The sequence below is a fragment of the Pseudomonas sp. GW821-FHT09D08 genome (assembly GCF_059416305.1).
Genome location: NZ_JBWKOX010000017.1, coordinates 121,641 through 137,977 on the forward strand (window position 1 = coordinate 121,641; position 16,337 = coordinate 137,977).

The window sequence follows — 16,337 nt, forward strand, 5'->3', positions numbered from 1 at the left end:
TGGGGTAGGGTGAGGCGGCACCCCAACAAAAAACAAGGATCGGTTCATGCCCTTCACCTTCCCGCGTACCCTCCTGGCCGCCACGTTGGCCTTGTCTTTTGCAGTCCCGGCCTACAGCGCCGAACCCCACAAACAGATCCAGGCCGATGCCGAGCAGTACAAGGCCCCGGCCTTGAAACTGCTGGAGCGCCTGGTGAATATCGATTCGGGTTCCGGCTACGGGCCAGGCCTGACCCAGGTGAGTGACATCGCCGTCGATGAACTCAAACAGCTGGGCTTCACCATCGAGCGCGTGCCGGATGCCACCGCCAACAGCAGCCATGTGATCGCCACCCTCAAGGGCAACGGCAAGGCCAAAATCCTGCTGATGGCCCACATGGACACCGTGTTCAAGGAAGGCTCGGCGGCCGAACGGCCGTTTCACATCAAGGATGGCCGCGCCTATGGCCCCGGGGTGATGGATGACAAGGGCGGCATCGTCGCCGGCATCTACGCGCTCAAAGTCCTGAAGAACCAAGGGTTCAAGGACTACGCACAAATTACCTTCCTGCTCGATGCCAGCGAAGAAACCGGTTCCGACATCGCCTCTGAACTGATCCGCAACACCGCCAAGGCCCACGACGTCACGCTGAACCTGGAACCCGGCCGCCCAGCCGACGGCCTGGTGGTGTGGCGCAAAGGCAGTGCCACCGCCGTGGTCGAAGTCAAAGGCAAAGCCGCCCACGCCGGCGTTGCCCCGGAGCTGGGACGCAACGCCGCCATGGAAGCCGCGCACCAGATTCTGCAACTGGGCAAACTCGGCGATGAAGACAAGAAGACCACCATCAACTTCACCGTGATCAACGCGGGCGACCGCACCAACGTCATCCCCGACCAAGCCACGGCCAAGGCCGACGTGCGTGCGGCATTGCCGGAAGAGTTCGATCGGATCGAGAAGGACTTGGTGCGGGTCTCCGCCAACAAGCTGATCCCGGAAACCGAAGTGACCACCAGCCTGAAACGCGGCCTGCCGCCCATGCCGCAGACGCCGGAGTCGGACAAGCTGGTGGCGATTGCCCAGGGGATTTATGGGGAGCTGGGTAAAAAGTTGACCATTGAAGGCAGCGGCGGCGCGGCGGATGCCAGTTTGTCCGCCGGGGTGGGGACGCCGACGTTGGATGGGTTTGGGATTGTAGGGGGGAATATTCATACGCCGCAGGAGTATGCGGAGGTGGAGAGTGTGGCGCCGCGGATTTACTTGTTGAGTCGGATGATTATGGAACTGAGTAAACGCTGATCAGGCTGGGAGGCTCGCCCATTCAATTTGGCTGAGCCTTCATTCCTTGTGGCGAGCAGGCGTGCTCGCCACAAAGGCAGGTGGTGTCGAGTTCACTGCTGCGATTTATGAGTACCGTTGTATTGTTTCAGGCGGTCCAGCAGCACTCTCATAAATGCTTGCTGATCAGTCACAGGCTCGCTGAAATAAGTTGTCATTGTTTTAAATACTGAATCAAAGTTATCGTTAATAGCAAGGTGGTGCTCTATCGATTCAATAAACCACTCTTGTTCTGGCTTTGTATAAGACAAGAACTCGGGTTGGGTTAGTTCATCAAAGAGTTCGATGAGCTCGTTCTCAGTGTTTACGTTTTTCGAGGCTATAAGACGCTCTCGCTCCAGATCATCCGTATTCTCAATGTCGTAAGTGAAGAGTAAACCACGAATTATCGACATGCTCGGCTTTCTTTTCATACTCATCACTCAGTGTAAGCGGTTTTAGGTTTTCCGTTTTTGTCCAGTATTACTCGAGCTTTGCGTTGTTGACTATACTGCCTGCTCTCGCTGGAATATCCTTCGCCAATAATTTTTCCCATATCCATTGGTTTTAGCGATGTTGCGTGGCCGTTTATCCTAAAGATCAGCTGTGCTCGATATATCGAATTCAATTGATCCCTGTGAGTCAGATAGTGTGTTGCAGCAGGTGGGTATTTTGGTTCTCCGTTATTGGGGCCTGATGTGTAGATTTCAACGATTCCCGTTGTAGGGTTTTTCGCTGTTCTGATTCTTTCAAGCTGAGACTCAAGTGTTGTTTGCGCGCCGTGCTTTTCCAAAAAGTGCGCGCCCGGTGTTGCTTTTTCTAGCTCTTCCAAGCGCCTGTAAGCGTTAGCTTCTGCAAGTTCATCAATTCTTGCCTGTCGTTCCGCACGTCTCAGTTGCGGTAAAGCGGGCTCTCCGTGATTGACACTTGCCGTGGGCGTCGGAACGCTTGTGCTTGGCTTGCATCCATCTCCACCTGGACATGTGCTCAAGCCTAACGGATCCACCCACCCCATAGGGTTCGGCACGTACTGATACGCGTTGATCCCACCCGCCAACTTCACCGGATCAGGCGTCAGGTAACACCCAACATCCGGATTGTAGTAGCGATGACGGTTGTAGTGCAGCCCGCTTTCCTGATCGAAGTACTGACCCTGAAAACGTAGCGGGTTGTCGATTGTGCCTTTGTCGAGTCGGCTGATCTGGCCGTAGGCGCGGTAGTGGGCGGACCAGACGATTTCGCCCTCTGGGTCTGTCAGTTCCTGGGGCGTGCCGAGGTGATCAAGTTGGTAGTGGAAGGCTTTGGTGTTTTTTGGGCCGAAGCCTTCCAGCAGTGCCAGCGGACGGAAACTGTCGGGTTCATAGAGATAGCTGCGATGGCGATCCGCATGGTGCTCGGCAATCAGCTTGTCGCCTTGCCAGAAAAACTCCGTGGTGATGCCGTCCACGGTTTTGCTGATACGCCGCCCAAACGGGTCGTAGCGATAGCTCGCGGTTTGGCCGTTGGGCTGGGTAATGCCGATCAGCCGGTGCTGGCAGTCGTAGCGGTATTCGGTGACGAGTTGATGGCCTTTGCCGCGCCGCACGCGGATGAGGTTGCCGAAGGCGTCATAGTCGTAGTGGCGGTCGCCCTGGATCATCAGGCGGTTGCCGGCAACGATGTCGGGGCCGGGGCGGTCTTGCATCAGCAGGGTGCCGGCCGGGGTGTGGCCGAAGCGTTCCTGCAGGTCTTGGGAGTGGTCGGCGCGGGTGAGACGGCCTAGTGGGTCATAGTGGTAGTGGTGTTCGCCTTTGCGCGTGTCGAGCAGGCGGGTGAGGTTGCCGGTTTTGTCGTAGTCGTATTGGCGTTGGTACAGCGCGCCTTCGCTGTCACAGATACCGTGGTTGAACAGGCGGCCTTGTTCGTCGTGTTGGTAGCTGCTGAGCAGTTTCCCCTGGGCGCGTTGGTGTTCACGGCCGGTCCTGAACAGATGAGACGTTAGCAGCGTGCCATTTAACGCGACGCTGGCGAGGTGGCCGCCTTTGGCGTGATTAAAAACCAGCCGGTTGTTATCGGGCAGGCGCAGGTGTTGAACCTGGCCGCAGGCGTCGTAGCCGTAGCGCAAGGTGCCCCAGCCCTGATGTTCGGCGGTGAGGCGGTTTTGGTGGTCGTATTCGTAGGCCAGCGGCCAGTGGCCGTCATCGACGCTGAGCAGGTTGCCCTGGCGGTCGTAGGCATATTCAACAAGGCTGCCGTCGGGCAGGGTTTTTCGTACGAGGCGTCCGGCGTGATCGCGCTGGTAGCGAGTAACGAGCTGACTACCATCGTCACCGTATTCGGTCTTTTCCAGCAGGTTGCCGTTGAGGTCGTAGACGTAGGCGGTGCGCTGCCCGTCAAACCCGATTTCCTGCTGGATCAGGCCGTTGGGGTGATAAGCAAGTCGGTAGGTCTCGCCAACCTCGTTTTCGATCTCGGTCAGCAGTAATCGCGCATTGTCGTAGCGGTACTTGACCTGGCTACCGTCGGCGTTGATACGGCAGCTGATCAGGTGCAGGCCGTTGGCGTATTCGTAGCGGGTGACATGCCCCAGCTCATCGCGTTCGGCAGTGATTTTTCCGTAGGGGTTGTAGCTGTATTCCCGACATGCCCCACCGGGCAGCACCACGCGAACCAAGCGACCCACGCTGTCCCACTGATACTGGGTCAGCGCGCCATGCTCATCCTCGCGCGCCACCTGCCGGCCAAGATCGTCATAGCGATAACGCTTGATCCCGCCATTGGGCAACTGCTCCTCAACCAGTTGCCCCCGCTCATTCCACACCAGTCGCTGACAACTGTGATCCGGGTACCAAACCCCAACCAGTTGCCCGTATTGGTCGTAGCTGTAATCCGTAACATGACCATCGGGATCGATCTTGCGGATGACATCGCCCTGGTCATTGCGCTCGTACTTCCAGACCGCCTCACCACGGCGCATAACCCGTACGAAACCATTGTCATGCTCGTAGGACGTCGGCTCATCATCCCCGGGAAACAACGCCACCAAGCGTCCGGCTTCGTCATACTGATACGCCGTCACCGCCCCCAGCGGATCCTGCTCAACCGTCAGCCGGCCTTTGGCGTCGTAGGATTTGAAATGCTGTGCACCGTCCGGATCAATCCGCTGCACCAGCCGCGCCCGGTCGTCATGGACGTACACTTCCTGGCTACCATCGGCGTTATGCAGCGTGACACTGCCGTCGTCCCCCCACACATACCGCGTATCCATCTGCGAAAAACTGGCCCAATGCCGAACACATCGCGCAGCCTTGCCAGCCCGTTCCCACGCCCAGAAGAAACTCGCCCCACCGGCCAGCCCACGCTCAAGAATCACGTGCTGCTCGTCGTAGCGATAAACCTCGCTTTCGCCTACCGCATTGGTCGCCGAAACCAACCGTCCCAGGTCGTCATAGGCGTAGGAAACAACGTTCTGCTCGGTCACCCACTCGAAGGGTTCATGCCCCTTGGCGCGCTGAACCTGATAGTCCACCGCCACGATGTGGCCGAACGCATAGCGCAGGAACAGCGAACGCCCGACGCCGTTATCCAGCCGCTCAATCCGCCCCAAATAATCCCGAGAAATCCGCAGCCGGTTGTCATACGCATCGCTGATGGAGACCAACACCCCGTCGCGAAAGTGATAGAACCGTGATGCCTGGGCCAGCACCAGTTCATCCGGCGACGCGCCCAGATAGATCGCGGCTTCGGCCAGGCTATTGGTGATGGCAGGTCGAGCAACCGTCGGCAGTGGAAACTCAATCGAGCGGTTCTCATGGTCCGTCCACACCACCGAATCGCCTGAAACAGAAAGCCGATGCGCCAGCGAATGACTCCAACCAAACCCCAACCCGCCATCCACTTCCACCGCACTGGTGCGGTACAACCGCGTCCACTCGAACGGCAAGATCCCATCCAACGTGCCGTCGGTGAGGGTGAGCAATTCCTCCCCGGTAACCATCGACACCGGGCAGCCGTTGGTGACGGTCTTATCCGAAGAAGCCGCCGCATCCCCGTTCGGGTTCCTCCCTGAAACCGGCACATCATCGACAGGCTCCTGGCGGACCAACACCGTCTGCCGAGTCTTCCTGCGAACCGCCGGCACGGGGTTCGAAACCACATGCTCCCCAGCCTTCAACGGCGCCACCGGAATGGTCTTGATCGACGTTTCAGGGCCACCCAGCAGAACCGGTTTGGCGAGCTCGACATGCTCATCCATGGGCGATTTTCCGAACTGCCCCGCCATGCGCTCCAGCCATCGGCGCGCACGTTGAGACTTGATGCCGCCCAGCACGTTGGTACTTATTCGAACCGCCATCCCCATCCCGGCAGTGGCGAGACACAGCAACAAGTTGATCAATACGTCGGCGCTGATTTCCCCGAGCAATTCGTTCATATAGGGCGGTGGCAACAGGCGCATCCAGCTGACCATTGCCGACAGATGGATGAACAGCAGCGGCTCATCGCTGAGCACCAACAAGCCTTTGGCGATGGCGTCGACGCCAAGGGTCAGCAGCTTTTCAAGTTCGTCCGCTGACAGGTAATGCAGCAGTTGTTCGGCATAGGCCAACGGATCGCCAAGCCACTGAAACAACTGCTTGACAGTGTCCCAGAGCGAATAAAGCGCTTCGCCGAAGCCGCGGGCATAGGCTTGATGCAGGGCGAGGTAGCGCTTGGGGAAGCTGGCTTCGGAGTAACCCTTCCACAACGGTTCGAAGGTGGTCTCCCATTCACTGCGCAACCAACCGTCCAGCGGGGCGATAACCGACTGATAAGAGGCATACAGCGCCTTGAAATGGTCTTTGGAGACGTTGGGGTAGAAGCTGATCCGGTACTGTTGGTTGCGATCACACTCGGTGATTTCGAGGATGCCGCTGGGGCCGATGGTCCTGTGGATCGGCTCGCCCAGGGGACCGCCCTCTGGATCGATGCGTTGCACCATCACGGGCGTATTGCCAATGGGCACGAACCGAGCGCTCTGGAACATATGCACCAGGGTCAACGTGCCGTTTGCCTGGCACGTTGCGGTCGTGCTGCTGGGAAGGATGGCGCGGTTGATCGGCGCGACGAGCGCCACGTCATCCCCAACCTTGAAGACCTGTTCGATATCCAGGGCCGAAAAGCTAAAGAAGCTTTCCGCCCAGGTCTCGTAGGTATTGAGGCAGCGCCCGAAGTCGCTGAGAACGGATTCGACGTCCCGCGTCTTTGAATCCATGGCGGCCAGCACCAGGTAGCCAATGGCTTGGCGGGTCACCTCGATCATGAAACAGCCCCGTCAACCGGGGCCTTAACGAAAACCACCATCTGCAATCCCTCGCACTGTGTATTCAGGCGAGGGACTTTGCAGCGGTTTTCAGGGCAGGGGAGTAGCGCTTATCCGGCGCTTACGTGGGGCGTTTCGACAATTTTTGTCTTCTCCCGCCCCAGCACCAGGCTGCACAGCGCCGGCAGAAATAACAGCGTCAACACCGTGCCCACCAGCACCCCGCCAATCAGCACGAATGCCAGGGACGACCAGAACACCGACAGCGTCAGCGGAATAAACGCCAGCGCCGCCGCCAGCGCGGTCAATATCACCGGCCGCGCGCGCCGCACCGTGGCCTCGACAATCGCCGCGTGGATCGCCATGCCATGTTCCTGGTTCTGGCGGATCTGGTCGGTAAAGATCAACGTGTTGCGCATCAGGATCCCGCCGATCCCGATCAAGCCCAGGATCGCGTTGAACCCGAACGGCTGGTTGAACAGCAGCAAGGTCGGCACCGCACCAATCAAGCCCAGCGGCGCGGTGGCGAAGACCATGAACATCACGCCGAAGGAACGCACCTGGAACATGATCACCGTGAGGGTCAGCAGGATCATGATCGGGAACAGCGCCGCCAGCGCCACATTGGCCTTGGCGCTTTCTTCCACCGGGCCGCCGATGTCGATCCGGTAACCGGCCGGCAGCCGGGCGATCAGCGGTTGCAGGTCTTTGTACACGGCCATTTCCACGTCGGGCGGTTGCACGCCGTCGATGATGTCGGCGCGCACTTCCACGGTGCTTGCGCGGTTGCGGCGCTTGAGGATCGGTTCTTCCATCACCGCCTGGAACTGCCCGACCTGGGCCAGGGGCACCGACGTGCCGGCGCTGTTGGTCAGGGTCATATTGTTGAGGTTACCGAGGTTCTCGCGCTGGTTGCCCTGGGCGCGAGCGACCACGGACACGGTGCGGTTGCCCTCACGCACTTCGGTGATCGGGTTGCCGCTGAGCAAGGCGTTGAGCTGGGATTTGACCTCGTTGGGGGTAAAGCCCAGCAGGCGCAGGCGGTCTTGATCCAGCACCAGGCGATAACCGCTGGTGCGCTCGCCCCAATCGAGAAAGGCATCCTTGGTCAGCGTGTTGGCGGCGACGACCTTGCGCACGTCCTCGGACACGCCGCGCAGCACCTCCACATTCGGGCCGGACACGCGGAACACCACCGGGAAGGGCACCGGCGGGCCGAACAGCAACTGGGTGACCCGCACCCGCGCCGCCGGAAACTCACCGGCCGCAATTCGCTCACGCATGCGCAGCTTCAAGGCGTCGCGGGCGTGAGAGTCCGGCGTCTGCACGATCAGCTTGGCAAACGCCGGGTCCGGCATTTCGGGATTCAGCGACAGGAAGAAACGCGGTGCACCACCGCCCACATAGGTGTCGACCATGCTGGTTTGCGGCTCTTGCAGCAGCGCCTTTTCCAGCTGCGCCGCCACCGCCTCGGTGCTCTTGAAGGCACTGCCGGGCGGCATATACACCTCAAGAATCAGCTCGGAACGGTCGGAGTTGGGGAAGAATTGTTTCTTCACCACGGCCATGCCCAGTACGCACAGTACAAAGGCAGCGATCACCAACCCGGTCACCAGCCAACGCCTGCGTACGCAGGCTTCGACCAAATCACGCAGCTTCTGGTAATAGCGCCCGGCATAAATCGCGTCGTGGCCACCGGGCACCGGTTTGATCTGCGGCAGCAACTTCACGCCCAGGTACGGCGTGAACACCACCGCCACCAGCCAGGACGAGATCAGCGCAAAGCCGACGATCCAGAAGATATTGCCGGCGTATTCCCCCGCACCGGACCGTGCAAATCCCACCGGCAGAAAACCGATGATCGTCACCAGCGTACCGGTGAGCATCGGCGCCGCCGTGGAACTCCAGGCGAAGGTGGCCGCATGAATCCGGTCAAAACCTTCCTCCAGTTTCACCACCATCATTTCAATGGCGATGATGGCGTCATCCACCAGCAGGCCCAGGGAAATGATCAGCGCGCCCAGGGTAATGCGGTCGAACTCACGCCCGGTGAGCAGCATGATCACAAACACCACCGACAAGGTCAGCGGCACCGCCGCCGCCACCACCAGGCCGACGCGAAAGCCCAGGGCCAACAGGCTGATGATCATCACCACCGCCAGGGCGACGAAGAATTTGAGCATGAATTCATTCACCGCCAGGCTGATGTTTTTCGCCTGGTCGGAGACTTTGGCGAAGTTCACGCCCAACGGCAGGTCCGCCTGGATCCGGGCTTCCTCGGCCTTGAGGCTTTTGTCCAGCTCCAGACCGTTCCAGTGCTTTTCCATGATCACGCCGAGCATCAGCGCCGGGTCGCCCTGGTGGCGGATGCGGTAGCTCGGCGGGTCTTCATAACCGCGGCTGACGCTGGCCACATCGGCAATGCGCAGCACGCGACCGTTGACTTCCAGGGGCACGTTTTCGATCAGCGCCAGGCTGTCGAAGGCACCGTCGATACGGATATAGGCGCGCGCGCCTGCGGTTTCGACAAAGCCTGACGGGGCCACGGCGTTCTGTGCGGCGAGGGCGGCGAAGATCTGCTCCGGCTTGATCCCGAGGGTCGCCAGGCGCTCATAGGAGAACTCGACAAAAATCCGCTGCGCCTGCTCGCCGAGGATATTGACCTTCTTCACCCCCGGCAGGTTGAGCAGGCCCTGGCGCAATTCCTCGGCCATCTGCACCTGTTGCCGATGGGGCAGGTGCTCGGCCTCCAGGGCGTACAGGGCGAAGTACACATCGGAATATTCATCGTTGAAGAACGGCCCGATCACCCCGTTGGGCAGCCTCGCGGCTTCATCGCTGAGTTTTTTGCGCGTCTGGTAGAACAGCTCCTGGATTTCGCTGGGGCGCGTGGACTCCTTGTAGGTCATGCGCATCGACACAAAGCCCGGCTGGGCGATGGTCTCGACGCGGTCGTAGTAGTCCAGTTCCTGCAGGCGCTTCTCCAGGCGGTCGGCCACCTGCTCCTGCATCTCCTGGGCAGTGGCGCCGGGCCAGGCGGCGGTAATGGTCATGACCTTGACGGTAAACGAGGGGTCTTCGGCGCGTCCCAGTTTGCCGAACGAGAAGATCCCGGCGGCGAGGATCGCAATGATCAAAAACAGCGTGACTGCGCGGTGCTTGACCGCCAGTTCCGAGAGGTTGATGCCGCGCATGCTCATTGGTCCTGTTTGCGGTTGAGGGCCAGCACCTGGGCGGGCAACAGGCGCACCGCATCGCCGCCGTGCAACAGGTGCGCGCCGAGGGCGACGACGACCTGGCCGGGGTTCACGCCGCTGTCGAGCAGGGCGTCTTCCTGGCCGAGGCTGGCGACCTTGACGGCGGCGAAGCTGACCTTGTCATCCGCGCCGATCAACCACACCCCGATGCCTTGCCCTGCATCGTGTAAGGCGCCGATCGGTACGCGGGTTTGTTGTGCGTGGCCATTGCCTTGCAGGCGCACGGTGATGGTCGAGCCGAGGGCGAAGCGCTCGACGTTACCGTGCAGCACATAACGGGCGCGGTAGGTGCGGGTGGTGGGATCGGCGCTGGCCGACAGTTCGCGCAAGGTCGCCGTCACTGCCTGGTCCGGGGCGCCGAAGGAGAAGGCCAGGGCTTTTTGCGCGGCCTGGTCGCGCTGGTTTTCCGGCAGGTTGACGATGGCTTCGCGGGCGCCGTCATGGGCCAGGCGCGCGACGACTTGCCCTTCGGCGACCACTTGGCCGCGGTCCACCCGCACGTCGGTGATGATGCCGTCGCCATCGGCCTTGAGCACCGAATAAGTGCGGCGGTTCTCGATCTGGCTGGCGTCGGATTGCGCCGCGGCCAACTCGGCCTCGGCCACGCGCAGGTTGGTGGCCGACTGGTCGAAGATCTGCCGTGACACCGCGCCGGTACTGGCCAGGCGTTGGTAGCGGTTTTCATCGTCACGGCGCTGACGCAGCTGGGCCTGGGCGGCGTTGACGCGGTTTTTCGCCGAGCGCAGGGCCAGCTCGAAGTCGCCGATGTCGAGCACCAGCAGGGTGTCGCCACGGGAAACGTGCTGGCCGGGGTCGACCTTGCGTTCGATGACCTTGCCGCCGACCCGGAAGCCCAGGTCGCTTTCCGTACGCGCAGCCACCACGCCGGTGTAGGCGCTTTGCTGAGTGCCGGCGGCTTCGACCTTGGCGGCGAGTACCGGGCGTGGTTGCGGCGCTTGGGCGGTGGTGTCGGCCTGGCTGTTGCAGCCGCTGAGGACGATCAACACGGCCAGGGGCGTGAGAAGGCGCGAGGGGAGAGGGATCATGTCGGGCTCCGGGGATGACCATTGGGTAAAAAATTATGGACATAATTTTTTACGCATATTATGGTCGAAATATAAATAAAGCCAGCCCCGGATAATCCCCATGTCAAACGCCCCGGCCCCATCGCGAAGCTTGTTGTTTTTACTGGTGGCCTTGACGGCGCTGGGTGAAGTCTCGACCCAATTGATCATTCCAGGCTTGGGTCTGATCGAGCACGCCCTGTTGGCGCCACCGGGTTCGGCGCTGATGGCACTGTCGGCGTTTGTCGCCGCCTTTGGCCTGGGGCAACTGCTGTTCGGCCCGCTGTCGGACCGCATCGGCCGCCGTCCGGTGCTGCTCGGCGGGCTGTTGCTGTATGTGCTGGCGACCTTGTCGATGCTGCTGGTCAATGACATCCAGCAATTTATCGCCGCTCGCGTCGTGCAAGGCCTCGGCGCCTGCGCTGCGCTGGTACTGGCGCGCACCGTGGTGCGTGACGTGTGGAAGGCCGACGCGGGGCCGGCGCTGGCGCTGACCATGATCGGCATGCTGTACGCCATCGTCGTCGCCCCGATGGTCGGCGGCCTGCTGATCAAGCTGCTGGGCTGGCGTGCACCGATCCTGCTGGCACTGGCGATTGGCAGTGGGGTGCTGCTGCTGGCGCTGCTGTTCTTCCGCGAGAGCAACCACTTCCTCGACCCCAAGGCCGGCCACTGGCGCACCCTCGGCGGGCAATACCTGGACCTGCTCAAGGGCCGCCCGTACCGCGCGTTTGCCGTGGCGCTGGCGTGCACCTATGGCGCCATGTTCGCGGTGATCGCCGGTTCCTCGGCGGTGTATATCAATCTGCTGGGCTTGAGCAGCCTGGAGTACGGCATCAATTTCGGCCTGATCGTGTCGATGCTGATCATCGGTTCCACCTACACCCGGCGCAACATCCAGCGCCTGGGGCCGCAACGGATTGTGGCGATGGGCGTGACGCTGGTGGCCATGGGCGGGATTGCCGCACTGGTGATTTATGCGCTGTTTGGTTTGTCGGTGCTGGGCCTGGATATTCCCATTGCGCTGGCAACCCTCGGCGGTGGCCTGGTATTACCCGGGTCTGTGACCGGTGGGGTCATGCCCAACGCTCACCGCGCCGGTTTGGCGGCGGGCTTGATGGGTTTTGCGCAGATGTTCGGCGCGACCTGCAGTGGCCTGTTACTGAGCCACCTGCGCGACGGCAGTGCCACACCGATGATCGTGATCCAGGCGTGTTTTGCCGTGACGGCCTTCGTGGCCTTCCATCTGTTGCGTGAGCGCCGTACCGCGGAGGTCGCGGCGGCTTGAGCTGTCACACTTTGTCCAAGTTATTCGGGGCTGGATGATTACGATTCTCTTTTGAGTCTAATCCGAAGGTCTTCGCCCATGCTGCCTGCTTTTCGTTTCTCGCCCCTGGCCCTGCTGGTTGCAACCAGCCTTCATGCCCACGCCGATGAGCCTGTTGCACTGGAACTCAATGATGTAGTGGTGACTGCATCCGGTTTTGCGCAAAGCGTGGAAGACGCGCCGGCCTCGGTCACCGTGATCGATGGCGAGGCGCTGCGTCGCAAGTCTTATCGCGACCTCGGCGACGCGGTTAAAGACGTGGAAGGCGTGACCGTCAACGGCGGTGCGAATGAAACCGACATCTCCATCCGGGGCATGCCGGCCGACTACACCCTGATCATGGTCGACGGCAAGCGTCAGAGCGCGCGGGAATCGCGGGTCAACGGCAACAGTGGCTATGAACAGAGCTTCGTGCCACCCGCTGCGGCCATCGAGCGGATTGAAGTGGTGCGCGGGCCGATGTCCTCGCTGTACGGCTCGGATGCCATCGGCGGGGTGATCAACGTGATCACGCGCAAAGTCTCACCGACCTGGGGCGGCTCCATCGGGTATGACTATTCGGCGCGCCAGCACAGCGACCAGGGTAATGCACGCCAGACCCAGTTCTACCTCAGTGGTCCGCTCAAGGAAGATTTCCTCGGTTTGCAGGTGTGGGGCCGCTACCTGGATCGCCAGGCCGATGACGACATCGAGCAGACCAATGGCTTCAGCAAGGCTGACCACCGCGACCTCACCGCGCGCCTGGCCTTCACCCCCACTATCGACCACGACATCCTGCTGGAAGCCGGCGCCACGCGCTTGAAGAATGGCGACGGCATGAGCGCCAACTGGGCCACCCGCGAACAGGAAAACAACCGCGATCACTGGTCGCTGTCCCATCAGGGCCGCTGGGGCTGGGCCACCTCGGACATTGCCTTGTCCCAGGAAACCTCCAGCCGTGAAGGCAAGGCGACACCGGCGCAGACTGACATCTACGGGCGTAAACCCGAGATCAAGAACAGCGTGTTTGACGCCAAGCTGGTGGTGCCCACCGCCCACAACGTCAGCACCGTGGGCGTGCAATGGAATAAAAGCGAGCTGACCGACTGGAACCAGGGCCTCGGTGACCGCGTCGACTATAAATTCTCGGTGGTGCAAAAAGCCCTGTTCGCGGAAAACGAGTGGTCGATGACCGACAGCTTCGCGCTGACCACCGGCCTGCGCCTGGATGAGCACGAAGAGTACGGCGCCCACCTCAGCCCACGGGTCTACGGGGTGTGGCGCGCCACCGAGCAGTGGACGTTCAAGGGCGGTGTTGCACGTGGCTTTAAGGCCCCCGAGCTGCGTGCGGTCGTCGAGGATTACGCCTACCTGCGCCGCAACCGCTTCGTGATGTTCGGCAACCCGGACCTCAAGCCCGAAACCAGCACCAACTATGAAGTCTCGGCACTGTGGAGCAACCGCGACAACCTGTCCGGCGGCGTGACGCTGTTCTACAACGACTTCCAGGACAAGCTCTCCACCGTCACCACCGACCGACGCTGGAACGGCTACACCATCATGGAGCGGGTCAACGTCGACAAGGCGATCATCCAGGGCGTTGAGCTCAACGGCCAATGGGACATCAACCCCAGCGTGTTGCTCAAGGCCAACTACACCTACACCGACTCCGAGCAGAAAAGCGGTGCCAACAAAGGTGCGCCCCTGGCCCTCACCCCTGAGCAAAAAGCCAATGTGCGCACGGAATGGACCATTAACGACCGCACCCAGGCCTGGGCTTCGCTGAGCTACTACGGCGAGGAAACCGGCAACACCATCACCACCGACGAACCGGCGCCGGGCTACACCACCGCTGACCTGGGCGGCTCCTACGACGTGAGCGATTCGTTGACCCTCAACGCCTCCCTGAACAACCTCACCGACAAGCGCCTGGACGATGAAACCTACGGCACGGTGAATTACGGCCGCACCCTGTGGATGGGCGCCACGCTCAACTTCTAGAGCGCGGTGGGCAATCGCACCACCGCGCACAGGCCGGCCGGTGGGCGATTCTCCAGCACCAGCTCACCGCCATGGGCCTGGATGCACGAGCGTGCGATCGCCAGGCCCAGCCCCACGCCGCCGTCACTGACACCCCGTTGTACGAAGGGCTCGAAGACTTTGCTCAACCACGCTTCGGGCAAGCCTTGGCCGTGGTCGAGAATCTCGATGCGCAGCCAACCGTTGTCCTCGCGCACCAAGCTCAGGTCGGCATCGCCGGCGTGGCGCAGGGCGTTGTCGATCAGGTTGGTCAGTGCGCGCTTGAGCGCCAGCGGGCGGCAGGTCAGCAGCAACGCGGGTGCGCCGGCCCAGGTGACGGGCTGTTGCAGGCGTTGGTAACGCTTGGCCAGGTCATCCAGCAAGTCGCTCAACGACAGCGTGGTGGTAGCTTCCTGCACCGCGTCATCGCGCACGAAATCCAGGGTTTCACGCACCATTGCACTCAGTTCCCCGAGGCTTTCGAGCATGTCATTGCGGGCTGCGCCGGGCTCCAGCAACTCCACTTGCAGGCGCAGTTCGGTGATCGGCGTATTCAAGTCATGGCTGACTGCTGCGAGCATCCGCGTGCGGCCTTCGACATGCCGGGCGAGGTTGACCTGCATGGTGTTGAAGGCGGCAGTGAGGTCGCGGGCTTCCTGTGGGCCGGTTTCCGCCAGCGGGGCGATCCATTCACCGCGGCTGACGCGCTCGGTGGCTTGGGCCAGGGTCTTGATCGGGCGCACCACGCGGGCAATGAAAAACATCACGATCAGCAGCACCGGCAGGGTCGTCACCGGGAGGCTGTAGGCCAGGACGCGGCCCCATTCATAGGCGCCGGCGGGGTATTGCACGGCATTCAGGTAGGTACCGTTGGGCAGCGGCACGCTGCTGCGCAGGCGCAACGGCGCCCACCCGGCGGGGCTGAACACATGGGTACGGGCGTCGGCGCCGCTGATGCGTTCCAACTGCATGCCGATGGCGGCGGCGTTATCCAGCTGTAATTGGCGCCGCAGCTCGTTGGCCAGGCGTTGTTCTTCCGGGCGTTGCGCAAACGGCGCCACCTCCGGCGTGGGGCCGATCCAGAAGCGCGTGTCGTCGGTGCTCATGCCGGCCAGCAGGTGCGCGGTTTCACTTGGGGTCAGGTCGATTGCCGTGTGATGGGCAATCCCCAGGCGTTCCAGGCTGAAACTGCGCGACAGCGGGTGGATCAGGCTGCCGGTGCGTTGCAAAAACAACATCGCAATGGCGTTCGACGCCAGCAGTGCCAGCAACAACAACAGGCTCAACTGCCGTGCCAGGGTGCGCGGCCACAGCCGGCTCAAGGTGTGCATTCGCTGACCTCGGACGCCAATAGATAGCCGCCGCCCCAGATGGTGCGTAACAGTTCCGGGGTGGCATCGCCCTGGGCCAGCTTGCGGCGCAGGCGGCTGACTTGCCGGTCGATGGCGCGGTCGCTGACATCGCTGTCGGCGGCGGCGGTGAGGTCGATCAGGCGTTCGCGGGGCAGCAGGGTGTTGGGGTGGGCGAGGAACACTTGCAACAGCCGGCTTTCGGCAGTGCTGAGCTGGATGGCCGGGCTGCCGTCGCGGCGCAAGGTGGCGCTGGTCACGCTGAAGTGCCAGCCGGCAAACTCATAGGCCCGTGCGCCAGCGCCGGGCGCGATGGGGCCGGTGGCGCGGCCCTGACGGCGCAGCACGCTGTTGATACGCGCCACCAGCTCCCGGGGCTCGAAGGGCTTGGTGACGTAATCGTCGGCACCCAGGTCCAGGCCGCGTATGCGGTCGGCGGCAGTGTCGCGGGCGGTCAGCAGGATCACCGGCGTGTTGCTGCGCCGATGCAACTGGTTGCACAACTCAAAGCCATCGCCATCCGGCAGCAGCACGTCGAGCACCACCACATCGAACGCCTGGGTCTTGAGCAATTGCCACATGCCGGCCGCGTCTTCAGCGGTGCGCACCTCAAAGGTGTGACGTCGCAGGTACGTGGCCAGTGGTTCACGAATCTTGCGGTGGTCATCCACCACCAGTACGCGCGGTGCGACAGGCGCAGGGGCAAACGGCATTGCAGCCCTCGAGGGTTGAGCGGGAGAGGGCGGATATTACTACGAGTCATTATCATT

At 61.7% G+C, this 16,337-nt stretch carries 9 protein-coding genes; 3 read left to right on the forward strand and 6 right to left on the reverse strand.

Annotated elements, in window-relative coordinates; all coding sequences use genetic code 11:
• The first annotated feature begins 46 nt into the window (after positions 1 to 46).
• Entirely contained in the window at positions 47 to 1,276 is a 1,230-nt protein-coding gene (locus tag AC07OP_RS24135; RefSeq protein ID WP_115489165.1) for a M20/M25/M40 family metallo-hydrolase, read from the forward strand.
• A 92-nt stretch (positions 1,277 to 1,368) separates the two neighbouring features.
• On the opposite strand, the gene AC07OP_RS24140 is transcribed toward AC07OP_RS24135, so the two are convergent.
• The 4 genes from AC07OP_RS24140 to AC07OP_RS24155 all read right to left on the reverse strand — a co-directional run bounded on the left by AC07OP_RS24140 (position 1,369) and on the right by AC07OP_RS24155 (position 10,875).
• Positions 1,369 to 1,710, reverse strand: a complete 342-nt coding sequence (locus AC07OP_RS24140) for a hypothetical protein (RefSeq protein WP_413771028.1) — start codon at positions 1,708 to 1,710, stop codon at positions 1,369 to 1,371.
• Positions 1,711 to 1,733: 23 nt separating this feature from the next.
• On the reverse strand, positions 1,734 to 6,572 hold the full coding sequence (locus AC07OP_RS24145; RefSeq protein ID WP_495101544.1) for an RHS repeat-associated core domain-containing protein: 4,839 nt from the start codon (positions 6,570 to 6,572) through the stop codon (positions 1,734 to 1,736).
• Between the two features lie 110 nt (positions 6,573 to 6,682).
• Positions 6,683 to 9,766, reverse strand: a complete 3,084-nt coding sequence (locus tag AC07OP_RS24150) for an efflux RND transporter permease subunit (RefSeq protein WP_495101543.1) — start codon at positions 9,764 to 9,766, stop codon at positions 6,683 to 6,685.
• Between the two features lie 2 nt (positions 9,767 to 9,768).
• Positions 9,769 to 10,875: an efflux RND transporter periplasmic adaptor subunit gene (locus AC07OP_RS24155; RefSeq protein ID WP_495101542.1), complete on the reverse strand. Its 1,107-nt coding sequence runs from the start codon at positions 10,873 to 10,875 to the stop codon at positions 9,769 to 9,771.
• A 100-nt stretch (positions 10,876 to 10,975) separates the two neighbouring features.
• Here AC07OP_RS24155 and AC07OP_RS24160 point away from each other — a divergent pair, with 100 nt between their 5' ends.
• Together AC07OP_RS24160 and AC07OP_RS24165 are read left to right on the forward strand one after the other, a co-directional pair.
• Complete coding sequence (locus tag AC07OP_RS24160; protein ID WP_495101541.1) at positions 10,976 to 12,181, forward strand: Bcr/CflA family efflux MFS transporter; 1,206 nt, start codon at positions 10,976 to 10,978, stop codon at positions 12,179 to 12,181.
• A gap of 78 nt (positions 12,182 to 12,259) precedes the next feature.
• Positions 12,260 to 14,200 carry a TonB-dependent receptor domain-containing protein gene (locus AC07OP_RS24165; RefSeq protein ID WP_141155095.1) on the forward strand — a complete coding sequence of 647 codons (1,941 nt, stop codon included), beginning with the start codon at positions 12,260 to 12,262 and terminating at the stop codon, positions 14,198 to 14,200.
• Here the strand turns inward: AC07OP_RS24165 and AC07OP_RS24170 are convergent.
• Both AC07OP_RS24170 and AC07OP_RS24175 read right to left on the reverse strand, forming a co-directional pair.
• Entirely contained in the window at positions 14,197 to 15,516 is a 1,320-nt protein-coding gene (locus AC07OP_RS24170; protein ID WP_193603612.1) for a sensor histidine kinase, read from the reverse strand. The genes AC07OP_RS24165 and AC07OP_RS24170 overlap by 4 nt on opposite strands.
• Before the next feature lie 20 nt (positions 15,517 to 15,536).
• Positions 15,537 to 16,280, reverse strand: coding sequence for a response regulator (locus AC07OP_RS24175; RefSeq protein ID WP_495101540.1), 744 nt, complete (start codon positions 16,278 to 16,280; stop codon positions 15,537 to 15,539).
• Positions 16,281 to 16,337: the final 57 nt, after the last annotated feature.